The sequence below is a fragment of the Paraburkholderia acidicola genome (assembly GCF_002362315.1).
GTDB lineage: Bacteria > Pseudomonadota > Gammaproteobacteria > Burkholderiales > Burkholderiaceae > Paraburkholderia > Paraburkholderia acidicola.
The window spans coordinates 1,217,025-1,241,109 of the sequence record NZ_MTZV01000006.1; the positions used below are offsets into that span (position 1 = coordinate 1,217,025).

The following is a 24,085-nucleotide window of genomic DNA, read 5'->3' on the forward strand; positions in this document are numbered from 1 at the left end:
GTCGTTCGCCTTTGATGAGGCGCTACACCACGGCGGCATTCCCACGCCGCTGTGGTGTGCAACTGCAAAAAGAACAAACCCCGTTAAAGAACCGAAAAATCAGTTCCGCTTGCGGATCTCCTGCCCCTTCTCCGTAATGATCGAATCAAAGTCATCGATCTGCGAAAACCTCACTGCCTTCAACACACCAAACTTGCTCGTATCCACGACGAGATGCCGCTCCACCGCGCTCGCCATCGCCGCCTGCTTCAACGCCACCTCGTGAAAATTCCAGCACGTCACGCCGCGCTCCACATCGACGCCGCCCGCCGAAATGAATGCCTTGTTGATCCCCATGCGCCGCAAGGTCTCGAGACTCTCATCGCCTGCAAATGAATCCGACGACGGAACATACACGCCGCCCAGCAAGATCATCCGCACGTTCGGCTTGCGCCGCAAAATCTCCGCCACGTTCAGCGAATAACACACCACCGTTACGTGCCGCTCTGCGGGAATCAAGCGCGCCAGCGTCGTCAACGTCGTACCGCAATCGATAAACAACGTCTCGTTGTCACCAATCAGTTTCGCCGCATACGCCGATGCATCCGCCTTCGCCTGCGCGAAATGATCCTTCTCCTGCTCCAATGAATAACCCGCCGTGTTCGGCACATCGGTCGCACTGACGATGTAACCGCCCAGGTACGTGAAATGCCCGGGGCTTGCTGCAATGTCGCGGCGCACCGTCATCTCCGATACCCCAAGCAAGGTGGCGGCATCGCGCAGACGCATCACGTTCTGTCTCGCCAGTGCGTCGGCGAGCGCGCGCAGGCGTTCGGATTTCAGCATGGTGGTCCCGGTGATAACGCGTCACGACGCGTCAGGTTGTGAGGTGTGAGCGCGTTAGATTTCGCTCGATTTCATGAAAAGATTATAACAAGCAGATGCATGCGCGGGTCACGTGTTTTTAGGAGATTTTCACGGCTTTTCGACCCGGGGGCCGCATGGCACGGGCGTTCGCGGCATACGGTTTCGCTTGGAAAAGGTGGGTAATCCACATATGCTGACGTCAGCGCCCGGGAACTGCCGCAGCGCTTCCCGGTCTTCTGCTTAATTCATTACAGGAGCCCCCCTCATGACGCGTCCCGTCGATTCCGGCGTAATCTTCATTGCACGCCTTGCTCTCGCTGTGTTGTTCCTGTGGGGCGGCGTGACGAAACTGCTCGGATATGCGGGCTTTGTCAGCTACATGCAATCGAAGGGTGTGCCGGTCGTGCAGATCGCGGCGCCGATCGCCGTTGCGGTCGAAACGCTCGGCGGTCTGTTCCTCGTACTCGGCTTCAAGATCCGTCCGCTCGGCTTCATCATGGCCGTCTATACGATCGCGACCGCGGTCCTCGGTCACGACTTCTGGAATATCACCGACCCCGTCATGCAGCACGACATGCTGATCCATTTCCTGAAGAACGTGGGTATCGCTGGCGGGTTCCTGTTGCTGTGCACGACGGGGGCGGGACGTATCAGCATCGACGGTGCGCGTACGCCGCGTAGCGGACTCGGCAGGTGACCAGTCAGCCGCACGCAATGTTTGCGAATTCAGTTCCGAATAGGGAGTGAGGCAATGATTCAGAGTTTTGAGCAGACGATCGGCGGCGAGGTGAAGGCATTCTGCGCGAGCCTTGGCGAAGGGCCGACGTCGCACCATCGCGTGATCATCAGTGAGGCCGATTCGGCGCTGACGCTCGTCGTATTCGATGCATCCGGTTTTTTCGGCGCGTTGAAGGCCGAGATCGAGCAACCGGCACAACTGATTGCAGATGCGATCAGCAAGGCAAAGAGTGAAGGGTTGATTGAGCGCGCACTGAGTTCGGGCGAAATCCAGCAGGCCACGCTGTAGTTTCATTTGTCATTTGTCACGGCACCCACGATGCATACGCATCGTGGGTGTTTGTTTTTGTGCGCGACTACGATTCCATCTATGCCTTCGCAGGACGTGCTTCCGTCTCCGTCACGCCTCGCGCATGCGGCTCAGGATGCACGAGGCACCCAAGCACCGCGGCGATCAGCAGCAGCCCCGCCGAGACCGCGGTCGCAGCCTGTACTCCAAACACAATATGCGCAACACCCGCACCGCTTGCGAGTGCACCGAAGGTCGCAACGCCCACCGCGCCGCCGGCCTGGCGCGCGGTATTGAGAATGGCCGATGCGGTGCCGGCGCGTTGCGGTTCGACGCTCGCGAGCACAGCGGTGGTCATCGCAGGAACCGCCAGGCCCATGCCCGAGGGGATCAACAGGAACGGCACGATTAACCCGATCAGCGATGTATCGGCATTCACACGATGCAGCAACCCGTAGCCGAGCGCGGCAGTCAACGCACCGACGATCATTGGCACACGCACGCCATAGCGCGCGACCACCCAACCACTCGCCACGTTCGAAATCAGAAACCCGCCGGTAAGCGGCAAAAACGCGAGACCGGCCTGCAACGGTGTATCGCCGCGCACGCGCTGCAGATACAGGCTCAGCACGAACACGACGCCGTAGTAGGTCAGGTTCACGCAAATACCGAACAGCACTGAAGCACTGAAGGTGCGGTTGCCGAACAGCGGCAGCGGCATCATCGGGGCGCGCACCCGGCGTTCGACCGCGATGAACAGACTCCCGGCCACCAGTGCGAGCAGGAAGCCACCTGCCACGACAGGATGCGTGAGACCCAGCGGACGCCATTCGATCACCGCAGCGGTGAACGCGGTCAGCGTAACGACTGCGAGACACTGACCAGGAAGGTCGAGACCGCGCGGTGGCTGTGTCGCACCGCTGTGCGCGGTGGTCGAACGCGCTGGACCTGGCACCCACGCGAAGGTGGCAATGAAGCCGATCACACAGAGCGGCAGATTAACGAGAAAGATGCTGCGCCAGCCGAACGCCGCGATCAGCAGCCCGCCGATCACCGGACCAGCGGCGATCGAAATGGCCCCGGCCGCTGTCCACAACCCGACCGCACGGGCGCGCAGTTTCGGATCGTGTCGACATGCCTGATTGAGCAGCGCGAGCGAATTCGGCAGCATTGCCGCCGCACCGATGCCTTGCAACGCGCGCGCGGCGACTAGCGTCGTGGCGTTCGTCGCGAGCCCACAAGCGAGCGACGCGAGCGCAAACAACGCGATGCCAGCCGCGAAGGTCCGACGCGCGCCGAGCCGGTCGCCGAGCACACCGGCTGACAGCATCAGCACCGCGAACGACAACGTGTATGCATCGACGATCCATTGCAGACCGGCGACATTCGCCTGCAGATCCGTGCCGATCCGCGCAAGCGCAATGTTGACGATAGTCACGTCGAGCTGCGTGACAACGAAGGCCACGCTGACCGTCGCAAGGATGCGCGCGAGCGCAGGCGTGAACGGGGCGTGAGGAGAATGAGGAGCGGCGGGAGTGGAGGTCGTGTTCATGAGAGACATGGTATAGCCATGCCGCCGCCGATGTTTCGGCGTCATCTGAACTGTCGATGCACCCCACCCGCCGTCCCACGTGGTCGCCCGACCGCGAGCACGTAGTGCGAGTGGGATGAATGACTGCCTGGTCACTACCGCACAATGTGCGAGGGACGATCTCGTCTCGGACCACTACGGTTTCAGCGCGAGGACGACACTTAGGCGCGGGCCACGAAGGCAGCACACGGAAAGGACCCGCTATCGTATCGAGCGGCTTTCTTTGCTTCCTTTCTTTGCCGCCGCAAAGAAAGGAAGTGCCGCCCCGCACAGGGGCAACGCCAGCGCCGCGAGGCGCTAACAGAGAGCCACCGGCCCAGGCAAACAAACAGCCGCCTGCACAGGCAAAAACCCAAAAAAAATCGCTGACCGACGGCCGAGGGACCATCAACCAGCGAGAGAGAAATCAACAACTGAGAGAAAAAGAGAGGACAGCAAAAACAAAACGAAAATACCCAGAAAAATCTGAAGCAAAAAATCACCTCCGCTGAAAAGCAAACATCGTCCCGGCAATCAGGATGAACGCCCCGACAATCACCTTCTGCCAGGTACTCGGTACCCCCACCAGTATCAACACGCTGTTAATCAGCGTCACCAGCACCACCCCAAGCAAGGTCCCCGCAACCGTCCCGGTGCCGCCCGTAATCCGCGCCCCACCCAAAATCACCGCCGCGATCACGTCGAGTTCAGAGCCGACCAGATCGAACGGATTAGCGAGGCGATTATTCGACACATGCAAAATGCCCGCGATACCCGCCAGCATCCCCGTATAACCAAACACGAAAAGATGAATCGCCCGCAGGTTGTAGCCGAGCCGCTCGGCAATCGCGAGACTGCCGCCCATCGCATACACGCCGCGGCCCATCATCGTGCGGTTCAAAAGCCACCACGTCACCCCTGCCGCGAGAAACAGCGCCACCACGGAAACCGGCAGCACCGCGCGCAAACTATCAGCGGTGTGATAGAAAAACAGCGGCACGCGGCCGAACCGGTCCATGCTGTGCGGGATGTTCATGAAGAACGTCGTCCCGACAAAAGTCAGCAGGATGCCGCGGTACAGATACTGTGTGCCGATCGTCACGATCAGCGAAGGCGCCTTCAGCCGGTGTACCAGCAACCCATTGATCACGCCAAGCACGACACCACCCAGCGCACCCAGCAACAGGATCAGCGCGAACGGCGCGTCGGGCCACCACGCAAACACAGCCTTGGTGATCGAATACATCGTCAGCGCGCCGATCGCGGTGAACGACACGTCGATGCCGCCCGATGCGAGCACCACGAGCGTCCCCAGCGCAAACAGCGACATCGTGGTCGCCGAATGCAGCAGATCGAACAGCGTCGCGAGCTGGAAGAAGCGCGGATTGATCGCGCCGACAATGGCGCAGATCACAACGATCAGCGCCATCGTGAACCATTCGGGATTGCGCCTCAGCCTCGTGCCCAGGCTGGGCGGCTTGACTCGCGGCGCAACGTCGATGACGGGCGGCGGCCTCATGCTCGGGTCGGTACGCGAATTCATGCTGGATAACATCCTCGATTATGCTGCGTCCGACAGCAACGCACGGTACAGCCCCGCCTCGTCCAGCTCGTCCGCGCGGTACTCGTTTGCCACGCGTCCTTTCTTCATCAACAGAATGCGATCGCAGTTCTGCAGCAGCTCAGGCAGATCGTCACTAATCAGGATGATGCCGATGCCGCGCTTCGACAGTTGCTGCATGATCCGGTAGATGATGTCCTTCGACCCCACGTCGACACCGACCGTCGGCCCATGCAGGATCAGCACGTGTGGATCGATCGCAAGCCAGCGGCCGATCAGCACGCGCTGCTGGTTGCCGCCGGACAGCGACTGCACCGGCTTGTCGACACCCGGTGTCGCAATCTGCAGATCGCTCACCGTCTGCTCGGCAAGTGCCTGCGCGCGCTTGCGATCGACCTGGCCGAAGCGGTCACGCAGGTTCGTGATCAGCGCGGTAATCACGTTGTCGCGAATCGATTTGTTGAGAAACAGCCCTTCGTTCAGGCGGTCTTCCGGTACGTAGCCGATCCGCTGCAGGCGCGCATCCGCCGGTGTACGCAATCTGACCGGCCGGCCTTCGAGCACGACCGTCCCGGTCTGTGCGGGCGCCACACCGGCAAGCGCGCGCGCAAGTTCGTTGCGACCCGAATCGAGCAACCCGGTCACACCGACGATCTCGCCGCGATGCAGCGCGAACGTCACGTCGCTGAACTGCCCCGCACGCGACAGGCCGCGCACGTCGAGCACAATGTCCTGACCCAGGCCGCCTTCCCGATAGCGTTCGGTCGACAGATGACGCCCCGTCATCAGTTCGCTGATCTGCGCCTTCGTGTAGTTCGCAATCGGCCCCTGCGCCATCTTCTGGCCATCGCGCAGCACGATGACCTCACCGCCGATCGCATAACACTCGTCGAGCTTGTGACTGACGAACAGCACCGTGACACCCTGCGCGCGCAGATTCGCGAGCACGGCGATCAGGTTGTCCACTTCCTTTTGCGTGAGCGAGGTGGTCGGTTCATCCATGATGACGAAGCGCGCTTCGCTCGCAATCGCACGTGCGATCGCCACCAGTTGGCGCGTCGCGAGCGGCAGTTGTTCGATCAGCGTGCCGAGAAACGCGACATCGCTGGGCAGACCGACCGACTGCAGTGCGCGCGCCGCCGTGCGAGCCAGTGCACGACGATCGAAGGTTCGCGCGAGACGTCCGCCGTGCTCCGCGAGTTCCGACGTCAGCCCGACGTTTTCGGCGACGCTCATGTTCGGCAGCAGCGACAGGTCCTGATAGACCGTTTCGATGCCGGCCGCGAGTGCTTCGAGCGCGCTCAATCTCGCGTGCCGCACACCTTCGACGATCAGTTCGCCTTCATCAGGCGGCTGTGCACCGGAGATGATCTTGATCAGCGTGCTCTTGCCGCAGCCGTTCTCGCCGAGCAGGTGATAGATCTGCCCGCGCTCGAACGACAGGCTCACGCCGCGCAGCGCATGCACGCCGGTAAACCGCTTGTGTACGCCGACTACCTGCAGGAACGGCGTGGATGTGACCGCTTGATTCGTCATGACGGACCGCGAAATGATGCACCGGCGTGGCGGCCGGTGCGCCGTGAGTCTGATCGATACGTGCGATCAGAACGGATACTGCTTGTAGTTCGACTTGTCGACGTTCACCCAGCCCTGGCCGCGCACGATGATGCCCTTGCCCGGTCCCTTCGCGACGGTCACCTTGTTGTAGCCCGGAATGCCGAGATCGGCGCCGTTCTCGACAGTCTTGCCATCGATCAACAGCTTCGCGATCTTGTTCATTGCGAGGCCGGCGAGCTTCGGATCCCAGAACGCGATGCCGTTCACCGCACCGCTTTCGAGGAACTTGCCCGCTTCGGTCGGCAGGCCCGTGCCGTACACGCAGATCTTGCCTTGCAGGCCGGCTTCTTCGACCGCACGGCCGATACCGATGATGTCGAGCGACGACGAACCCTGGAAGCCCTTCAGGTCCGGATGCTTGCGCAGCACTTCTTTCGCGACTTCGTAGGCGCGCTCGCCATCGTTATTGGTTTCGAGTTTCGGTTCGACGAGATCCATCTTCGGATACTTCGCCTTCGCATTGCCGATCCCGCCGTCGGCCCACTGCACCTGCGAGCGGCTGCCCAGCGAGCCGACCAGCACCGCCCATTTGCCTTCGTCGTGCATGCACGATGCGAGCCGTTCGTTGAGACCAGCGCCGTACGCCGTGTTATCGAATGCCTCGATGTCGACCATCGTGTTCTTCTCGTTATCGGCCTCGTGCGTAACGACCTTGATGCCGCGGTCCATCGCTTTCTTCAGCGCGGGTTCGAGTGTGGGCGGATCGTAGGGCACCACCGCGATCGCGTTGACTTTCTTCGCGATCAGATCTTCGATGATCTTCAGTTGCTGGGCCGCATCGGCGCGGCCTGGGCCGGTCTGGTACGCGGTCACGCCCGGCGTGTCCTTCGCGAATTCCTTCACGCCGTCATCCATCCGGTTGAACCAGCTGATGCCCGTCACCTTGACGACCGTGACGATCGTCTCGTTGGTTGCCGCCTGCGCAGCGACGATCACGCCTGCTGCGAGAGTCCCCGCTGCCACGGTGGCAGCCAGTCGAGTCAGTTTCATGCGTTGTCTCCTTGTTTTGTGGTCCGTCGATTTGTCGATCAATACTGTGCCAGCCTGGTCCGCTAGCGCTTGTGTCAAATGCCCGGCAATCTCAACCTCGAAGCCGCCTCGTTGATATCGCTCTGGCAGCGGGGCGACACGGAAAGGGGCACCTCGAGGACCATGTAGGTCAGATGCTCGAGGGCCAGTCCGAATTCGCGATGTTCCAGATAATCCCGTACGATCTTTCCACCGTCGGTCAGGCCGAGGGACGTGGGCACGCCGTGCTCACGCGCACTCGAAAGCTGGTCCGGCAACGAGGCCTCTACCTCGCCAAGCACCCTCAAAATAAGCTTGGTCACACGATCGCTAATCATCTTTGCTCCGTCATCCCGCCCGCTCGATTGCACTCGTCTAAGACTTCGTCTGTGCGCCGTCGGAGCGCGCGAAGCCGAAGATCGCGCGCACCCGCTCGCCGCCCGCAAACGCGAGCGACAGCAGCAACAGAAAACCCCACGTGCAGTCGCCGAAGAACTGCGACACGCCGAGTAGATTGAACAGGCTCGATAGAAATTGCAGCACGGTCGCTGCAAAGAACACACAGATAATGCGTCCGTAGCCGCCGGACGGATTCACGCCGCCCATCACGGCGATCAGAATCGCGATCAACAGATACGAATTGCCGTAGTCCCACTTCGCGCTCGACGTATGCGACGTGCTGATCAAGCCCGCCAGCGACGCGAGCACGCCGCACATCGTATAGGTGAGCACGAGCATGCGTGTGCGCGGAATGCCCGCGTAAAACGCGGCCTTCGGATTGGTGCCCATCAGATACAGGCGCAGACCGAACGGACTGCGCCTGAGCAGCCAGCCCAGCACGACGATTGCCGCGATGAAAATGACGAACGAAATCGGTATCTGAAACACGGTGCCGTTGCCGATGTCCGACAGCGGATCGACATAGTCGACATGCACCGACGCGCCGTTGCTGAGCACCACCGCGAAACCCGTGAACAGCAACTGCGTGCCAAGCGTACAGAGAATCGGTGTGAGTTGCAGCCGCGCGATCACGATGCCGTTCAGCAGCCCGCCGAGCAATCCCATCGCGACTACGATCACACAAAAGAGCGACGTGTAGAGCACGGGCGAATCGTCACCGCTCACGAAGTGCGGCACGATCAGCGCGGCGACTATCCCTGACAGGTTCGCCAGTCCGACACCCGACAGGTCGATGCCGCCGTTGCCGGAGATCATCGATAGCATGATGCCGAGCGCGAGCAAGCCGAGTTCGGGTAGCTGACTCCCCATCGACTGCAGATTGTCGATCCCGACAAAGAGACCATGCGACAGCACCGTCGCGACCAGCACGACCAGTACGTTGACGATGAGTAGAAAATTCAGTTGCCGGTCGGCGAACAGCTTCCCGGCGGCAGGCAAGGACTTCATGATGACAACCCGCTCCTTCAGACTGCGTGACTGCCTGTAACCTGTATGACGCAATGGTTCACGCGACGACAGTGCGGAAGTCCTACCGACTCCCGACGCGCGCTGCGTCGCTCAACACCTGATTCACTTCGTTCAACGTCGGCATCGACGGCGCGGTGCCCGGCCGCGTAACGGAGATACCCGCCAGCGCACAGCCGAAGCGCATCGCTTCGACCGGATCGGCGCCGCGCGCGAGCGCTGCCGCGAAACCGCCTGTAAAGCCATCGCCCGCGCCCGCGGTTTCGACTACCTTGCCGCAGCGAAATGCCGGCACCAGCACCGACTGCTGCGCCGAATGCAGCAGCGCGCCCGCTTCGCCGAGCGTAATGATGGCTGTGCCGACGCCCTTCTCGAGCAGTAGCTCAGCCGCGCGGCGTGCGTCGTCGACCGATTCGATCGGCACGCCGGTCAGCGCCTCGGCTTCCGTTTCGTTCGGTGTGATGTAGTCGCACAGCGGATAGAGATCGTCAGGTAGCGACATCGCCGGCGCCGGATTGAACACGGTGATCACACCATGCCGTCGTGCGACTTCAAGGCCACGCCGTGCAGCCGGTAGCGGCTGCTCCAGCTGCGTGACGAATACGCGCGCCGCAGCGATGTCGGCTTCGATCGCATCGACATCGGCGGCGCTCATCGTGCCGGCCGCACCGGCTGCGACGATGATCGCGTTCATACCGGTCGTGTCGTCGACGAAGATATGCGCGGCACCCGTCGACAGACTGTCGACCGTCGTGGCACGCGCAGTGATGCCTTCGGTCGTCCATGTCGCGCGTGCGATCTCGCCGAACGCATCGTTGCCGATGCGCGTGCAGAACACCACATCGGCGCCTGCCCGCGCAGCCGCAACCGCCTGATTCGAACCCTTACCACCCGGCCCCATCGCGAACGCGGTACCGGCAATCGTTTCGCCGATCAGCGGCATGCGCGCGGCGCGAAACGTCAGATCGGTTACGTAGATGCCGAGGATGACAACCCGGCCGCCGCGTTCGGGCTGCGTGCTCATGCGTCGTTCCTTGCGGGGTCGCGTGGCGCGTCAGGTGCAAGCAATACGCCCTTACTGAAAACGAAGCAGCCGTAGCCACGCTGTTCGCCGGTCGCGATCACGCAATAAGCCTTGCGGGCACGCTCGTAAAACGCAAACCGTTCGATCGAGGCAAGCGGCACGCTGCGACCTTCAGCTGCATCGATTTCAGCCTGCACTTCACGCTGCACGGCAGGAATCGTGTTCGGCTCGCCGACCACTTCCATGCGCAGCGCCGGATGTTCGACGAACGTATCGAGCGGCATCACCGACAGCACGGCACGAATCGCGCGCGCCGAATCGACGCCGTCGAGGCGCAGCACCTTACCGAGCACCGTCGCACGCGCGACGGAATCGCCGGGGAAATTCGCGTCGCAGATCACCAGTTCGTCGCCGTGTCCCATTGCGCGCAGCGCATGCAGGATATCGGCGTTCAATAGCGGGTCCAGATTCTTCAGCACATCGTCTCCTTCGTGTCGGTTGCGCGGATCGCACGCGTTACGTGCCTGCGCGCCTGCGGATATCGCCGGACGCTCAGTCGCCGTACGGTATCCAGATATTTTTCACTTGTATAGCTTCACGCAGCCACACGGGCCCTTCGCTCGACGGGTCGAACCAGTCGAACTGGCGGCCGTAATCGACGAAGGTGCGTTTCAGGTTGCCAATCGACTCGCGTTCGACCAGCGCCGAGTGCGCTTCGCTACCAAAGCACCACAGCGCGTCGACATCGTCGTGCTTCGCGAGCGCGCCGAGCAGCGCGTCGCGTTCGCCGGTGACGATGTTCAGTGCGCCGTCGGGCACGTCCGATGTTTCGACGACCTGGTAGAAATCGGTTGCTGTGAGCGGACATGTCGTACTTGGCAGCACGACCACGCGGTTGCCGAGCGCAAGCGCCGGTGCCACCAGCGAAATAAACGACAGCAGCGGCGCTTCATCCGGACACGCGATGCCGATCACGCCGAGCGGCTCGTGCATCGCCAGCGCGACGCCGCGCAGCGGCGGTGTATGCACCGCGCCATCGAACTTGTCGGCCCATGCTGCGTACGTGAACAGACGCGCCACCGACGCATCGACTTCCGCGCGCGCAACTGCTTCGCCGGTACCGGTGCGCACCATCAACAGCCGCGCAAATTCCGTCGCGCGTACCGCGAGATTTTCGGCGAGGAAGTACAGCACCTGTGCGCGGTTATGTGCAGTCGTCTGCGACCACTTCTGCGCGCTGCGCGCGGCGGCTACGGCGTTGCGAATGTCCTTGCGGTTGCCGCTACCGACTTCGCCGGCCAGCGTACCGTCGTGCGCATACACCGGTAGCACGTAGCCGCTGTCGGGCCGTACCTGCTTGCCGCCGATAAAAAGCTTCGCGGTGCGATCGACGGTCTGAAGGAGCGCTGTGCTGGCGGCGAAGTCAGATTCGGTTTCCTCGTGCGCGGCCACTTGCGGCGCCGGACGGCGCATCGCAAGATCGAGCCAGGCCAGCGGCTGCAGATATTCGTAGAGACCTTCGCGGCCGCCCTCGCGTCCATAGCCCGACTCGCGATAACCGCCGAATCCCACCGCCGCATCGAACAGATTGGTCGCGTTGACCCACACGACACCGGCCGCGAGTTGCGGCGCGATGTCCAGCGCGCGGCCAATGGTTTCGCTCCACACGCTGGCGGCAAGGCCATAGCGCGTATTGTTCGCGAGCGCGACGGCTTCGTCGGGTGTGCGAAAACTCATCGCCACGAGCACCGGGCCGAAGATTTCTTCCTGAGCCAGCGTCGATGCGGGAGCAACACCGGTGATGAGCGTCGGCGGATAGAAGCAGCCGCCCGACGGCAGACCGGCTTCGGGCGCCTGCCATACGTTGCAGCCCTCACGCCGGCCGGTTTCGACGAGACCGCGAATGCGTTCGAGCTGCACCGGATCGACAATCGCGCCGATATCGATGCTCTTGTCGAGCGACGGACCGACGCGCAGCGTCTGCATGCGGCGCTTCAGCTTGTCGATGAAGCGCGCCTCGACGCCTTCCTGCACGAGCAGCCGCGAACCCGCGCAGCACACCTGCCCCTGGTTGAACCAGATCGCGTCGACTACACCCTCGACGGCACCGTCGAGATCCGCATCGTCGAACACGATAAACGGCGACTTGCCGCCGAGTTCCAGCGTGAGCGACTTGCCCGAGCCCGCGGTGCGCGAGCGGATCAACCGCCCCACTTCCGTCGACCCGGTAAACGCAATCTTGTCGACCTGCGGATGATCAACGAGCGCAGCGCCTGTGCTGCCATCGCCGGTCACGACGTTCAGCACACCAGCCGGCAGTCCCGCGCGCTGCGCGAGTTCGGCGAACAGCAGCGCGGTGAGCGGCGTGTATTCGGCGGGCTTCAGTACGACGCAGTTACCGGTGGCGAGCGCCGGTGCGATCTTCCACGCGAGCATCAGCAGCGGGAAATTCCACGGCACGATCTGGCCGATCACGCCGAGCGGCGCCCAGCCCGGGAATTCGCTGTCCTGCAGTTGCGCCCAGCCCGCGTGGTACAGGAAATGCCGCGCAACCAGCGGCACGTCGATGTCGCGCGTTTCGCGGATCGGCTTGCCGTTGTCGAGCGCTTCGAGCACGGCGAAGAGCCGGCTGTGCCGCTGCACCATGCGCGCGAGCGCGTACAGATGCCGGGCGCGCCCTGCACCACCGAGTGCGCGCCATGCGGGCTGCGCTTTACGCGCGGCGAGCACCGCCGCGTTCACATCGGCGGCATCGCCCTGGGCGACGTGTGCAAGCAGTTCACCGCTCGCAGGCGCGTGCGATTCGAAACGCTGGCCAGCGGCCGGCGCACGCCAGGCACCGTCGATGAAATGCCCGAACGTCGACTCGTGCTGCGCGAGCCACGCGCGCACAGGCTGATCGTCCTCGGGGGCGGGACCGTACTCCATCGAAGAAAAATACTCGGCTACGCTCATGAGATCGGTCTGTTCAGGCAACGGGGTGACGATTGAAGGCGGAGTAACGACCGCTCGCGTAGTGCTCGAGCTGGCGTTCGATGTCGGCAAGCAGGCTCGATGCGCCGATCCGGAACAGCTCCGGCTCGAGCCACGCGCGACCGAGTTCTTCCTTCATCAGGATCTGGTACGAGAGCACGGACTTCGCGCTGGAAACGCCGCCCGCCGGCTTGAAACCGATCAGCACGCCGGTGCGCGCGTGATATTCGCGGATCATCCGCACCATCACGAGTGCGACGTCGAGCGTCGCGTTGACGCCTTCCTTGCCGGTCGACGTCTTGATGAAATCGGCGCCGGCCATCATGCATACCATCGATGCGCGTGCAACGTTCGACAGCGTGCGGATGTCGCCGGTAGCGAGAATCGCCTTCAGATGCGCGGGACCGCACGCGGCGCGGAATTCGCGCACTTCGTCGTAGAGCGCCTGCCAGTTGCCGGTGAGCACGTGTTCGCGTGTGATGACGATGTCGATTTCGGCTGCGCCGTCCGCCACTGACGCTTCAATTTCCTTCAGCTTCAGCGGATGCGGAATCAGTCCGGCCGGAAAGCCCGTCGATACCGCCGCGACCGGAATGCCGCTGCCTTGCAGCGCATCGACTGCCGCGGCAACGAAGCGATGGTAGACACACACCGCCCCCGTCGTGATGGCGTGCGGCGCGATGCCGAGCGCGTCGAGCAGATCGGCCCGCACCGGCTGGCGCGCCTTGGCACACAGGCGCCGGACGCGGCCTTCGGTGTCGTCGCCGCTCAACGTGGTGAGATCGATACAGGTGATCGCCTTTAGCAGCCATGCCGCCTGGGCGTCTTTCTTGACCGTGCGCCGCGTGGCGAGTGTGGCCGTGCGCCGTTCGACCGCCGACTGATTGACGCGCAGGCCGTCCAGCCAGCCGGCATCGAACGGCATGCCGGGATTGCGCAGCGGCTGAACGGCGGTGCCGCGGTGCAATGCGACGACCGGTTGGGATAGCGTGGACAGCGTGGGAGCTTCAAACATGAGACATCCGTGTGTTTCGTGCAGCGCACATCAACCGATGATGGTTGATGGTGGGTTGTTCCCATATATGCTACATCGATTGAGAGGATCATAACAAGCTTCGTTACGATCATTTCCATCTGTGTTTTCCCGGATATCTTGTTCCTGCACTCCAAAAAACCGGATATTTGTCCGACGATTCAGACGAGCCGGTTAGGCGGCAATAGGCACCGCCCTTTGAATCTTCTCGAGTTCGTCGGCAAGTTCCTCCTTTGCCATCGCCGTGTCGTGGTCCAGTTGCAGACCGGTCCAGAATTCGTCACTTGTGCCGAAGTAACGGGACAGCCGTAGCCCGGTGTCGACGGTAATCGCCCGCGTACCCGCGATGATTTCGCCGATACGGCGCTGCTGAACCCCAATGTCTTTTGCCAGACGATAGGCGGTGATACCCATCGGACGAAGAAACTCTTCCTGCAGGATTTCGCCCGGGGTCGGGTACACGACTGCGCGTGTCATGATGATTCTCCAGTTAGTGGTAGTCGACGATCTCGACGTCAAGCGCGTTGCCATTCTCGAAGAAAAAACACACGCGCCACTGGTCGTTGATGCGAATGCTGTACTGCCCCTTCCGGTCCCCCTTGAGTGCTTCGAACCGGTTGTTCGGTGGGATACGCAGGTCATTCACGTTCGCCGCGCGGTTGAGCATGGCGAGCTTGCGCATCGCGACAGTCTCGATATTCACGAATCGCGCCACGCGCTCGCCTGAAAACATCGTTGCGGTGTCGGGACATTTGAAGTTCGAGATCATGTGAAATAGTATTGTTGCGCGATAGTATTGTCAAACGATAGTATCGAGCTGCGACCCCATCCATACGGACAACGGCACGAAGCGTCGAGTTACCCTCACCGGCGGTGCAGCTTACGTACCCCTCAGCACGCAGACCATAAGGACATCCGTCGTGACCCGCAATATCCCGATCAGGCAACTCGGCCCCGCCGATCTCGACGCCTATTTCCAGTTGCGGCTGCGCGGCCTGGCCGAGCATCCCGAAGCATTCGGCCAGAGCCACGCCGAAGCGCTCGCGAAGGGCGCGGCGCAACATGAAGCGATGCTTGAGGGCAAAGCCGCTGGCGAGGGCAATTTCATCCTTGGCGCGTCGTTGTCGGCAGAGGGTCCGCTGGTCGGCACGATCGCCATGGTGCGTTCACCGGGGGAGCGCAAACGGCACAGGGCATCGGTGGTTGGCATGTACGTCACACCGGAGGCAAGCCGACAGGGCGTGGGCCGCGCGTTGCTCGAAGCGGTGCTTGCGCGCGCCGCGCGGATCGATGGTGTGCGTCAGCTGGAGCTGGGCGTGACGAGCACGAATGTCGCAGCACGCAGGCTGTACGAATCGCTGGGCTTTGTCGTGTGTGGCCGCGAGATCGACGCGTTACGTGTGGGCAGCGAGTACCACGACGCCGACGTGATGGTGTGTTTCATCGTGCCGCGCGTGCCTTCGAATTAGAGAGCAAGACTCGGCGCGCCATGTGACGCCTGCCTCCGTACACTGACTCCATCGCGAATGTTCAGAGGAGCAGGCCATGCCCGGTCATTTCATGTTGCAGGACACGTTGCCCGGCGTCGAGCCTCGGGACTTGATCAACGTCGATGTCGACGTCGACGCAAGCACCTCAAGCAAGGTAAGCGACGCGCACAACGATGCCGTCGCGCACGATCGACCTTCGATCGCCTCCCTCACATCGATCGCGCCCCGCGTCGACACCGCCGACTGGCCACGCATCGCCCGTGAACTCGACCAGTACGGCTGCGCGGTACTGCCCGGCCTGCTGGACGCACGCGAATGCGGCGCACTGGCCGCGCTGTACCCGCGCGACGATCTCTATCGCAGCCGCGTCGTCATGGCGCGCCACGGCTTCGGCCGCGGCGAGTATCGCTACTTCGACTATCCGTTACCGGATGTCGTCGGCGGTTTGCGCACGACGCTGTATCCGCATCTCGTCCCGGTGGCAAACCGCTGGAACGAGACGATGGGCATCGAGGTCCGCTACCCCGCCACGCACACAGCGTTTCTGCGCCGCTGTCATGACGCGGGCCAGTTGCGCCCGACCCCGTTGATCCTGCAATACGGCAAGGATGACTACAACTGCCTGCATCAGGACCTGTACGGCGAGCACGTGTTTCCGTTGCAGGCGGCGATCCTGCTATCCGAACCGGGCGTTGACTTTAGCGGCGGCGAATTCGTGATGACCGAACAGCGTCCGCGGATGCAGTCGCGCGTAGAGGTTGTACCGCTGCACAAGGGCGATGCAGTGATCTTCGCCGTGCATCACCGGCCGGTGCAGGGCACGCGCGGAGCGTATCGCGTCAATCTGCGGCACGGCGTGAGCCGTTTGCGTTCGGGGCATCGACATACGCTGGGCGTGATCTTTCACGACGCGCTGTGAGATCCGGCCCGGTGCATCGACCTCGCGCCCTCGATGTCGAACACCGGGCCCAGCGAACCCACTGCCAGACGCTATCCATTCCCCTGCATTTGTAACAACGCTTGCACCATCTTGCGGCATCCGTACTTGTCCCTATTTGCGCCTTACAGGTGCCGCCAAATTCGCATTTTTTACCGTTTCATTTGAATTCATTCTTTTCAATTAGCCGACAGATTTGTCATTTCAGCTAATTCTCGAAAACCCCATCCAGCCGAAAAGCGCTCCCGTTAAACGCTTGTGTAGCAACGCTCTTCATCGATCCATCCCCGCCCGCAAAGGCCTCAAAGCCGCTTTCCAAAATTGCATTACAAGCAGATGAAAAACTTACCGAAATTCAACCTCACTTTTTCGGGTATTTTTTTGAAAAGGTATTGATTTCCTGAAATCCCCTTCATACAATTCGCTCCAAGGTGTTACGAGTTGTAACACCTTGTATCAACTGGTCACTCCTTGTATCAAAGAGGGGGACCGATCGCCAGGCGGCAAGGTCGTCGGCGGGGGGTTACAAGAGCATAAACGGCAGGAAATGCCGACGGGTAATACGGGGCTTCGGAAACATAACTAAATGGACCGTAGCAGCGAGACGCTGGAGTCAATCCGCGAAATCAATTTGTCGTACATCATGCTCGCGCAGCGCATGCTGCGCGAGGACAAGCCTGTCGGGATGTTCCGGCTGGGACTGTCATCGGAGCTGGCCGATCTGCTTGCTGGACTGTCGCTCGCACAGATCGTCAAGCTGGCCGCCTCCGATCAGCTTTTATGTTTTTTCCGCTTCAACGACCATGCCATGTTGTCGGCGTTGACGCAGACCACGAAACACGCAGAAGTAGCGCCGACTCACGCGGCTATCCTGCTCGCAGGCCAGCCGGCCGAGCAGTTTGCCTGACGAGGAACCGCAACCATGACTGCGATGCTCAAGCGAAGCCTGACCGAAGACGCTCAAGACGTCTTTCGTGCCATCGCACTGATTGAACTCGGCGCGCGCATGCAGGTGCTGGAAAGCGAGCTCACGTTGTCGCGCGACCGGATGATCCGCCTGTATCGGGAGGTCAAAGGCGTGTCGCCGCCAAAGGGCATGCTGCCGTTCTCCGCCGACTGGTACATGACGTGGCTGGCTAACATTCACGCGTCGCTTTTCTATAATACGTATCTGTTCCTGAAGAACGAGGCACGTTGCTCGCATCTCGACGCGCTGACCAAGGGCTACAGGCTGTACCTCGAACACTGCCGGCACAGCGAAACCGAGCCGGTGCTCGATTTGACCCGTGCCTGGACGCTCGTGCGTTTTTTCGACGCCGACATCCTGCAACTGACACCGTGCTGCCGTTGTGGCGGCAAGTTCGTTGCGCACAAGCATGATTTGCAGCAAAACGTCGTGTGCGGGGCCTGTCAGCCACCGTCACGCGCCGGTAAAACAAAAAAGGCGGCCGCCGCCGCGAAACAGGAAGTGCCGACGATTGCAGAAGCGGCCTGATAGGGGGTGAAATAAAGCGGCTCGCAAGAAGCCGTTTTCGGAGTGCGGCGGGTAAAAAGCCTCATGAAGCCGTGTCACGTGGCCACGTGACACGGCTCGTTTTTTTAGAACACCACAAAAACCTTCATCCGATCCAGCCGAACGTCTGCACCGCGAGCCACAGGTTCGCCACGCTGATCGCCACGAACAGGAACCACGCCAGCACGCGGGTGGGCAACCGGTTCGCGAATGCGCCCATCAGCGTGCGGTCGTCGGTCATCCGGATCAGCGGATAGAGTGCGAAAGGTAGTTGCAGGCTCAGTACCACCTGGCTTGCGACCAGCAATTTGCCTACCGCGTCGTTACCGAGCATCGACACGCCGATCAAAGCCGGAATCAATGCCAGCGCGCGCGTGATAAAGCGGCGCTGCCAGCACGGAATCTTCATCTTGAGGAAGCCTTCCATGATCACCTGGCCGGCAATCGTCCCGGTGAAGGTCGAGCTTTGCCCGGACGCAAGCAGCGTGATCGCGAACAGCACGGCGGCAAAACCGGTTCCGACGATCGGCGCGAGCAACTTGTAGGCGTCCTCGATTTCGGTCACCTGGTTGTGGCCCGTCGCGTTGAATGCGGCGGCCGCGAGAATCAGGATCGCTGCGTTAATCAGCAGCGCGAGCGTCAGCGACACGAGCGTGTCGATGCGCGACAGGCCGATCGCCGACGCGATGCTGCGCGCGTCGCGCTTCACCGCGCGCGTCTGCACGATCGATGAATGCAGATACAGGTTGTGCGGCATCACGGTTGCGCCAAGGATGCCGATCGCGAGATACAACGGCTCGCGCTCGCTGACCGCCGACCACGACGGCACCATCCCCTGCAGCACCGAAGGCCAGTGCGGCTGAACGAGTGCGAGTTCGATCACGTAGCCGAGACCGATCGTGGCAACAAGGCCGAGCATGATCGCTTCGAGATCGCGGAAGTTCTTGCCCTTCAGGCCGAGCACGATCAGCGTATCGAACGCGGTGAGCAGCACGCCGACCGTCAGCGAGCACTTGAACAGCAGATGGAACGCAAGCGCACCACCCAGCACTTCGGCGAGATCGCAGGCGACGATAGACAGCTCCGCGAGCAGCCATTGCCCGCGTGCAACCATCGGCGAATAGCGGCTACTCGAAAGTTGTGCGAGATCCTGGCCGGTGACGATGCCGAGCCGCATGCTTAGGCATTGCAGCACCATCGCCGCGAGGCTCGACAGCACGACGACGAATAGCAGGCTATAGCCGTAGCGCGAACCGGCTTCGATATCGGTGGCCCAGTTGCCCGGGTCCATATAGCCGATCGATATCAGCAGGCCGGGGCCGGCGAACTGCAGGAGTTTCTTCCAGAACGGCGCGGACGGAGAAACCGCGACGGTGCCCTGTACTTCAGATGGACAGAACGGCGCGGTGGCGGTAGTCGGGAGTTTGAACTGCAAGCCGGTTTCCTCGCGGTGAAGAATGCCGCGAGGCCTCGTCGGCGGGTGCGGCGAACGGCCTCAAGTGTACAGAGAAACTTCCGGCAATGTCCCGCTCAGCGCGTAGCGACCGACGTCGCGCACGCGGTAGTCGAGCGGGTCGTGCAGCGTGTGTACACGCGCGTTGCGCCAGAAGCGGTCGAGTGCAAGCGGTGCGCCGGTTGCGCGAGCGCCACAGGCATCGAAGAGGTTTTCACTGACATCGAGCGCGGCGCGATGCGCGACGATCTTCGCTTCCGATGTCGCTAGTGCGACGTGGGCGCGTTCGTCGGCGGTTAGAGCAGCGCCCTTTTGCCATGCGTCGTCGAGTGCCTGAGCGGCGCGCGTGGCAAGCGCCTCGGCGCTCACCGTCTGCAGACGCATTTCGCCGAAGCGCTGGATCACGTAGGGATCGTCGGTGGCCGTGGCAACGCCTGACGTGATCCACGGGCGGCCGTGCTGCGTGACGTAGCGGCGCGCTTCTTCGAGCGCGCCTTGCGCAATACCGACGAACAGGTTGGTCAGCACCAGTTGCGACACGAGCGTGCGCAGCGTCGCGCGCGGTGTCGGCGGGACTTCGGAACGGTGCAGCACCTCGTCGGGTGCGAGCGTCACGTGCTCGAACGACACGCTGCCGCTATCGGTCTGGCGTTGACCGATCGGATTCCAGTCGTCGTGTACCGTGATACCTGCACGTGTAGTCGGTACGACGCCGAAGACAGGCTTGCCGGTCGCGGGATCGTGTGCGGACACCGTCATCATCTGTGAGCCGCGCGTGCCCGAGCAAAAACCCTTCGTGCCATCGATGCGATAGCCACCATCCGCCGTCGCGGTCGCAATGAGCCGCGTGTCGAGCGGATTGACGGCATTGCCCCACCACCACCGCGCGTCGACGGTGCCGCGCAGATAGCGTGCGCGCTGCGTGTCGTTGCCCCACACATCGACACTGACCACCTGCAGACACTGGAACCCGAGCAGATGCGCGAGCGCACTGTCGACTGTCGCGATTGCGCGGATGGTCCGGTAGATGTCGGTCCAGCGCGCACCCGCGCCGCCAAATTCGCGCGGGACGGCGAGCGTTAGCAAACCCGCATCGGCGATCCATTGTTTTTCTTCGGCGGCGTGACCGCCGTCGCGATCGCGCTGTGCTGCGCTCGCGCGCAACGCGTCGAGCAGGTTGTCGAGATCACGTGCGCTTTGGGTTGTGACCGGGACAGGTTCGCGTAGATCGTTCATGCGGCCGCCTCCGCGCAGACAACTCGGGCAATCAACGCACGCTGATTAAAAAATCCCGCCACGTGAAGTCGCAACAGAGTGAATGTCTTCTGCGTCATATCGCTGTTCCCTGAAAACCCGCGACGCTCACGCGCGCCGCGCGAGACGCCGTACAAAGCGGTCGCCGACGAATTGCACCACCGTCACGATGACGATAAGCAGCACGATCACTGTGACCATCACCGTTGTATCGAAGCGCTGGTAGCCGTAGCGGATCGCAAGATCGCCGAGCCCGCCTGCGCCGACCGCGCCCGCCATCGCCGACGAGCCGATCATCGCGACGACCGTGATCGTGAAGCCACCGAGAATACCCGGCAGCGCTTCGGGCAGCAACACGTGCCAGACGATGTGGCGACGTTGCGCGCCCATCGCCTGCGCGGCTTCGATCAGACCGCGATCGACCTCGCGCAGGCTCACTTCCGCCACGCGCGCAAAAAACGGAATCGCGGCGATGCTGAGCGGCACGATCGCGGCCCAGACGCCGATCGTCGTTCCGACCAGCAAACGCGTGAGCGGTAGCAGCGCGACGAGCAGGATGATGAACGGTGTCGAGCGAAACGCATTGACCAGCGCGCCGAGCGTCGTGTTCACCGCGCGGCGTTCGAAGATGCCACCGCGCGTCGTCGTCACCAGGATCAATGCCAGTGGAATACCGATCAACGCCGCAATCACCGCCGATACACCAACCATCACGATAGTGTCGCGAATCGCGTCGGCCAGTTCCGATAGCCAGATATCAGACATAGCCGAGCACCTCCACACGGTTCGCGTAACGTTTTGCCTGCGCGACCAAGGCGGCAACCTGGGTCCGTAATACTTCGTGCGTAGCGTCGGCATGCGCGCCGGTCAATTGCGCAGCGACGATCAATCGCCCTTGCGCATGTCCCTGAATCCGGTCGATGCCACCATGCACGAAGCTGACTCGACCGCCGCCGCCCGCGCCAAGCGCACTGACCAGGCCGCCCAGATCGGGCTCGCGCGCATCGGCACCGGTGAAGCGCACATCGAGTAGCACCTGGGCCGAGTCGGGCGGTGCTTCGTCCAGCGGCTTCACGCGCGCAGCGAGATCGGCGGGCAGATCGTGCACCAGCGTGCGCAGCAACGCACGCGTCGCGTCGTGCTGCGGATCGCCGAACACGCGCCACACGGGACCCGTCTCGACAACTTCACCGCGCTCGAGCACCGCGACCGTATCGCACACTTCGCGGATCACTTCCATTTCGTGCGTGATCAGTACGATCGTCAGACCGAGTCGGCGGTTGATATCGCGCAGCAGCGTGAGGATGGCCTGCGTTGTTTCCGGATCGAGTGCGGATGTCGCTTCGTCGCACAACAGGATGTCGGGATCGTGCACCAGCGCGCGTGCAATGCCGACCCGCTGCTTCTGGCCGCCCGAGAGGCTGGCTGGCCACGCGTCGCGTTTCGCCGAGAGCCCGACCAGTTCGAGCAGCGCATCGACCTTCTCATCGATTGCAGCTTTCGGCACGCCGGCTATCTTCAGCGGCAGCGCGATGTTGCCGTGCACGGTTTTCGCGGACAGCAGGTTGAAATGCTGGAACACCATACCGGTGCGGCGCCGCAGGCCGATCAGCCCGCGCTCGTCGAGATCGCCGACGCTCACGCCGTTCACGCGCACGGCGCCGGACGTCGGTTTTTCCAGTCCGTTGACGAGGCGCAGCAGCGTCGACTTACCCGCCCCACTACGACCGATGATGCCAAATACTTCACCGCGCGCCACCGAGAGATCGACGTTCGCCAAAGCAATCGCATTCGTGCCACGCGGTCCGGCAAAGGATTTGCCGATGCCATCGAACTGCACGGCAGGTAGCGCGGCATCGTGCGCCGTATGGTCCGCGGCTCGCGCAGGCGCATCCTCGATAAAACCGGGTCGATCGAAAAGCGACGTCATGCTTCAACCGACGTATTCACACGCCGTCGATGCTGCGCACCCACGTGCACATCGGGCAACCGCGCACGGCCCGCGCCGAACAGCTTCTCGCGCAGCGTCGGCGCGACGTCATAGTCTTCCTTGTAGACGCCGCGATTCTGCAACTCAGGCACGACGAGATCGACGAAGTCGACGAACGACTCAGGCATCACGGTACGCGTCAGATTGAATCCATCGACGCCCGCCTCTTCGATCCACGACACCAGTTCGTCGGCAATCTGTTGCGGCGAACCGATCACCGGCTTCGCACGACCGCCGAGTGTCATCTGTTCGAGCACCTTGCGCTTGGTCCACACGCCGGTGGTACTTTTCTTCGAAATCGCCTCCACCGCCGATTGCATCGACTCGGTCTTCACATACGAAATCGGTTCGTCGAGTTCGTACTGCGAGAAGTCGATGCCAGTCGAACTGGAGAAGTGCGCGATGCCACCTTCGGCACTCGCATAGCGGCGGTACTCTTCGAATTTTTCTTGCGCAGCGCGCTCGGTTTCACCGACCACGACCGTGATGCCGGCAAAGATCTTGATGTCGTCAGGCGCACGACCAAAGCGCACGGCGCGAGCGCGAATGTCGTCGACGATTGAGCGCGTCAGTTGCTTGTTCTGCCCACCGACGAACACACACTCCGCATGACGCGCAGCGAAATCGACACCGCGCTGCGACGATCCCGCCTGATACAACACCGGCGTACGCTGCAACGACGGCTCGCTCAGGTGGATCGCATCGATCGAATAGTACGGACCATCGTGCTTCACGCGATGCACCTTGTCCGGATGCGAGAACACGCGCGCCGCGCGGTCGCGCACCACCGCGCCGTCTTCCCAGCTCTGTTCCCACAGCTTGTACACGACGTCCATGTAATCGTCGGCGCGATCGTAGCGGTCGTCGTGCGCGATCTGCTGCGTGAGTCCCATACCGCGCGCCGCGCTGTCCAGATAGCCGGTCACGATATTCCAGCCGACACGTCCCCTGGTCAGATGATCGAGCGTCGACATACGCCGGGCGAACAGATAGGGCGGCTCATACGTGAGATTCGCCGTCACGCCGAAGCCGAGATGTTTCGTCACCGCGGCCATCGCGGGCACGATCAGCGTGGGGTCGTTGATCGGAATCTGCACCGATTCGCGCAGCGGCGTATCGGGTCCGCCCTGATAGATGTCGTACACACCGACAATATCGGCCAGAAAAATACCGTCGAACTTGCCGCGCTCCAGCGTGCGCGCGAGATCGGTCCAGTAGTCGAGATCGGTGTAGTGCGCCGAACGGTCACGCGGATGCGTCCACAAACCGTGGTTGATGTGGCCGACCGCATTCATGTTGAACGCATTCAGCAGGATTTTCTTCTTCGTCATTGCATGGCTCCGTCGTGCTCGCTGTGTTGCGTC

General features: G+C 62.2%; 24 protein-coding genes. 6 read left to right on the forward strand and 18 right to left on the reverse strand.

Features of this window, described 5'->3' with window-relative positions; translation table 11 throughout:
- Positions 1-99: 99 nt before the first annotated feature.
- Positions 100-825, reverse strand: coding sequence for a DeoR/GlpR family DNA-binding transcription regulator (locus BWP39_RS24145; protein ID WP_096724775.1), 726 nt, complete (start codon positions 823-825; stop codon positions 100-102).
- 286 nt (positions 826-1,111) lie between these two features.
- Here BWP39_RS24145 and BWP39_RS24150 point away from each other — a divergent pair, with 286 nt between their 5' ends.
- Complete coding sequence (locus tag BWP39_RS24150) at positions 1,112-1,543, forward strand: DoxX family protein (protein WP_096724777.1); 432 nt, start codon at positions 1,112-1,114, stop codon at positions 1,541-1,543.
- Positions 1,544-1,597: 54 nt separating this feature from the next.
- A complete protein-coding gene (locus BWP39_RS24155; RefSeq protein WP_096724779.1) occupies positions 1,598-1,873 on the forward strand; it encodes a hypothetical protein in 276 nt (91 codons plus the stop codon).
- A gap of 79 nt (positions 1,874-1,952) precedes the next feature.
- Here BWP39_RS24155 and BWP39_RS24160 read toward each other — a convergent pair whose 3' ends face one another.
- The 12 genes from BWP39_RS24160 to BWP39_RS24215 form a co-directional block, all read right to left on the reverse strand.
- Positions 1,953-3,425 (reverse strand): MFS transporter, encoded by a 1,473-nt coding sequence (locus BWP39_RS24160; protein ID WP_096726141.1) that lies wholly within the window; start codon positions 3,423-3,425, stop codon positions 1,953-1,955.
- Positions 3,426-3,942: 517 nt separating this feature from the next.
- Positions 3,943-4,986, reverse strand: a complete 1,044-nt coding sequence (locus BWP39_RS24165) for an ABC transporter permease (RefSeq protein ID WP_207557074.1) — start codon at positions 4,984-4,986, stop codon at positions 3,943-3,945.
- 18 nt (positions 4,987-5,004) lie between these two features.
- Positions 5,005-6,540, reverse strand: coding sequence for a sugar ABC transporter ATP-binding protein (locus BWP39_RS24170; protein ID WP_096724783.1), 1,536 nt, complete (start codon positions 6,538-6,540; stop codon positions 5,005-5,007).
- 66 nt (positions 6,541-6,606) lie between these two features.
- Positions 6,607-7,611 carry an autoinducer 2 ABC transporter substrate-binding protein gene (locus BWP39_RS24175; protein ID WP_096724784.1) on the reverse strand — a complete coding sequence of 335 codons (1,005 nt, stop codon included), beginning with the start codon at positions 7,609-7,611 and terminating at the stop codon, positions 6,607-6,609.
- 74 nt (positions 7,612-7,685) lie between these two features.
- Complete coding sequence (locus BWP39_RS24180; protein WP_096724786.1) at positions 7,686-7,967, reverse strand: hypothetical protein; 282 nt, start codon at positions 7,965-7,967, stop codon at positions 7,686-7,688.
- A gap of 37 nt (positions 7,968-8,004) precedes the next feature.
- Positions 8,005-9,036 (reverse strand): ABC transporter permease, encoded by a 1,032-nt coding sequence (locus tag BWP39_RS24185; RefSeq protein ID WP_096724788.1) that lies wholly within the window; start codon positions 9,034-9,036, stop codon positions 8,005-8,007.
- Between the two features lie 82 nt (positions 9,037-9,118).
- A complete protein-coding gene (rbsK, locus tag BWP39_RS24190; RefSeq protein WP_096724790.1) occupies positions 9,119-10,078 on the reverse strand; it encodes a ribokinase in 960 nt (319 codons plus the stop codon).
- Positions 10,075-10,557, reverse strand: coding sequence for an RbsD/FucU family protein (locus tag BWP39_RS24195; protein ID WP_096724792.1), 483 nt, complete (start codon positions 10,555-10,557; stop codon positions 10,075-10,077). Before BWP39_RS24195 ends, rbsK begins: the two co-directional genes overlap by 4 nt.
- Positions 10,558-10,630: 73 nt before the next feature.
- Positions 10,631-13,033 carry an aldehyde dehydrogenase family protein gene (locus tag BWP39_RS24200; protein ID WP_096726142.1) on the reverse strand — a complete coding sequence of 801 codons (2,403 nt, stop codon included), beginning with the start codon at positions 13,031-13,033 and terminating at the stop codon, positions 10,631-10,633.
- A 13-nt stretch (positions 13,034-13,046) separates the two neighbouring features.
- The gene (gene deoC, locus BWP39_RS24205; RefSeq protein WP_096724794.1) at positions 13,047-14,066 is read right to left on the reverse strand and encodes a deoxyribose-phosphate aldolase; all 1,020 of its coding nucleotides are present in this window, start codon (positions 14,064-14,066) and stop codon (positions 13,047-13,049) included.
- 192 nt (positions 14,067-14,258) lie between these two features.
- Positions 14,259-14,561 (reverse strand): HigA family addiction module antitoxin, encoded by a 303-nt coding sequence (locus tag BWP39_RS24210; RefSeq protein ID WP_096724796.1) that lies wholly within the window; start codon positions 14,559-14,561, stop codon positions 14,259-14,261.
- Between the two features lie 13 nt (positions 14,562-14,574).
- Complete coding sequence (locus BWP39_RS24215) at positions 14,575-14,853, reverse strand: type II toxin-antitoxin system RelE/ParE family toxin (RefSeq protein ID WP_096724798.1); 279 nt, start codon at positions 14,851-14,853, stop codon at positions 14,575-14,577.
- Positions 14,854-15,004: 151 nt separating this feature from the next.
- Here BWP39_RS24215 and BWP39_RS24220 point away from each other — a divergent pair, with 151 nt between their 5' ends.
- From BWP39_RS24220 to flhC, 4 genes are all read left to right on the forward strand, one after another.
- A complete protein-coding gene (locus BWP39_RS24220; RefSeq protein WP_096724800.1) occupies positions 15,005-15,553 on the forward strand; it encodes a GNAT family N-acetyltransferase in 549 nt (182 codons plus the stop codon).
- 76 nt (positions 15,554-15,629) lie between these two features.
- Entirely contained in the window at positions 15,630-16,493 is an 864-nt protein-coding gene (locus BWP39_RS24225; protein WP_235851470.1) for a 2OG-Fe(II) oxygenase, read from the forward strand.
- 604 nt (positions 16,494-17,097) lie between these two features.
- Complete coding sequence (gene flhD / locus BWP39_RS24230) at positions 17,098-17,418, forward strand: flagellar transcriptional regulator FlhD (RefSeq protein ID WP_091007547.1); 321 nt, start codon at positions 17,098-17,100, stop codon at positions 17,416-17,418.
- A gap of 24 nt (positions 17,419-17,442) precedes the next feature.
- The gene (flhC, locus tag BWP39_RS24235; protein ID WP_096726144.1) at positions 17,443-18,006 is read left to right on the forward strand and encodes a flagellar transcriptional regulator FlhC; all 564 of its coding nucleotides are present in this window, start codon (positions 17,443-17,445) and stop codon (positions 18,004-18,006) included.
- Positions 18,007-18,130: 124 nt separating this feature from the next.
- Here flhC and BWP39_RS24240 read toward each other — a convergent pair whose 3' ends face one another.
- The 5 genes from BWP39_RS24240 to BWP39_RS24260 form a co-directional block, all read right to left on the reverse strand.
- Positions 18,131-19,459, reverse strand: a complete 1,329-nt coding sequence (locus tag BWP39_RS24240; protein ID WP_096724802.1) for an Nramp family divalent metal transporter — start codon at positions 19,457-19,459, stop codon at positions 18,131-18,133.
- Positions 19,460-19,519: 60 nt separating this feature from the next.
- Entirely contained in the window at positions 19,520-20,713 is a 1,194-nt protein-coding gene (locus BWP39_RS24245; RefSeq protein ID WP_096724804.1) for an acyl-CoA dehydrogenase family protein, read from the reverse strand.
- A 126-nt stretch (positions 20,714-20,839) separates the two neighbouring features.
- Positions 20,840-21,496, reverse strand: a complete 657-nt coding sequence (locus BWP39_RS24250) for a methionine ABC transporter permease (protein ID WP_096724806.1) — start codon at positions 21,494-21,496, stop codon at positions 20,840-20,842.
- Positions 21,489-22,661: a methionine ABC transporter ATP-binding protein gene (locus BWP39_RS24255; protein ID WP_096724808.1), complete on the reverse strand. Its 1,173-nt coding sequence runs from the start codon at positions 22,659-22,661 to the stop codon at positions 21,489-21,491. The genes BWP39_RS24250 and BWP39_RS24255 overlap by 8 nt, the downstream gene beginning before the upstream one ends.
- Positions 22,658-24,052 carry an LLM class flavin-dependent oxidoreductase gene (locus BWP39_RS24260; protein WP_096724810.1) on the reverse strand — a complete coding sequence of 465 codons (1,395 nt, stop codon included), beginning with the start codon at positions 24,050-24,052 and terminating at the stop codon, positions 22,658-22,660. The genes BWP39_RS24255 and BWP39_RS24260 overlap by 4 nt, the downstream gene beginning before the upstream one ends.
- Between the last annotated feature and the right edge of the window lie 33 nt (positions 24,053-24,085).

Bases quoted from the DNA above. Each gene is read 5' to 3' on its own strand.
- BWP39_RS24145 (WP_096724775.1), bottom strand. From the start codon at position 825: ATGCTGAAATCCGAACGCCTGCGCGCGCTCGCCGACGCACTGGCGAGA.
- BWP39_RS24150 (WP_096724777.1), top strand. From the start codon at position 1,112: ATGACGCGTCCCGTCGATTCCGGCGTAATCTTCATTGCACGCCTTGCT.
- BWP39_RS24155 (WP_096724779.1), top strand. From the start codon at position 1,598: ATGATTCAGAGTTTTGAGCAGACGATCGGCGGCGAGGTGAAGGCATTC.
- BWP39_RS24160 (WP_096726141.1), bottom strand. From the start codon at position 3,425: ATGAACACGACCTCCACTCCCGCCGCTCCTCATTCTCCTCACGCCCCG.
- BWP39_RS24165 (WP_207557074.1), bottom strand. From the start codon at position 4,986: ATGAATTCGCGTACCGACCCGAGCATGAGGCCGCCGCCCGTCATCGAC.
- BWP39_RS24170 (WP_096724783.1), bottom strand. From the start codon at position 6,540: ATGACGAATCAAGCGGTCACATCCACGCCGTTCCTGCAGGTAGTCGGC.
- BWP39_RS24175 (WP_096724784.1), bottom strand. From the start codon at position 7,611: ATGAAACTGACTCGACTGGCTGCCACCGTGGCAGCGGGGACTCTCGCA.
- BWP39_RS24180 (WP_096724786.1), bottom strand. From the start codon at position 7,967: ATGATTAGCGATCGTGTGACCAAGCTTATTTTGAGGGTGCTTGGCGAG.
- BWP39_RS24185 (WP_096724788.1), bottom strand. From the start codon at position 9,036: ATGAAGTCCTTGCCTGCCGCCGGGAAGCTGTTCGCCGACCGGCAACTG.
- rbsK (WP_096724790.1), bottom strand. From the start codon at position 10,078: ATGAGCACGCAGCCCGAACGCGGCGGCCGGGTTGTCATCCTCGGCATC.
- BWP39_RS24200 (WP_096726142.1), bottom strand. From the start codon at position 13,033: ATGAGCGTAGCCGAGTATTTTTCTTCGATGGAGTACGGTCCCGCCCCC.
- deoC (WP_096724794.1), bottom strand. From the start codon at position 14,066: ATGTTTGAAGCTCCCACGCTGTCCACGCTATCCCAACCGGTCGTCGCA.
- BWP39_RS24210 (WP_096724796.1), bottom strand. From the start codon at position 14,561: ATGACACGCGCAGTCGTGTACCCGACCCCGGGCGAAATCCTGCAGGAA.
- BWP39_RS24215 (WP_096724798.1), bottom strand. From the start codon at position 14,853: ATGATCTCGAACTTCAAATGTCCCGACACCGCAACGATGTTTTCAGGC.
- BWP39_RS24225 (WP_235851470.1), top strand. From the start codon at position 15,630: ATGCCCGGTCATTTCATGTTGCAGGACACGTTGCCCGGCGTCGAGCCT.
- flhD (WP_091007547.1), top strand. From the start codon at position 17,098: ATGGACCGTAGCAGCGAGACGCTGGAGTCAATCCGCGAAATCAATTTG.
- flhC (WP_096726144.1), top strand. From the start codon at position 17,443: ATGCTCAAGCGAAGCCTGACCGAAGACGCTCAAGACGTCTTTCGTGCC.
- BWP39_RS24245 (WP_096724804.1), bottom strand. From the start codon at position 20,713: ATGAACGATCTACGCGAACCTGTCCCGGTCACAACCCAAAGCGCACGT.
- BWP39_RS24250 (WP_096724806.1), bottom strand. From the start codon at position 21,496: ATGTCTGATATCTGGCTATCGGAACTGGCCGACGCGATTCGCGACACT.
- BWP39_RS24255 (WP_096724808.1), bottom strand. From the start codon at position 22,661: ATGACGTCGCTTTTCGATCGACCCGGTTTTATCGAGGATGCGCCTGCG.
- BWP39_RS24260 (WP_096724810.1), bottom strand. From the start codon at position 24,052: ATGACGAAGAAGAAAATCCTGCTGAATGCGTTCAACATGAATGCGGTC.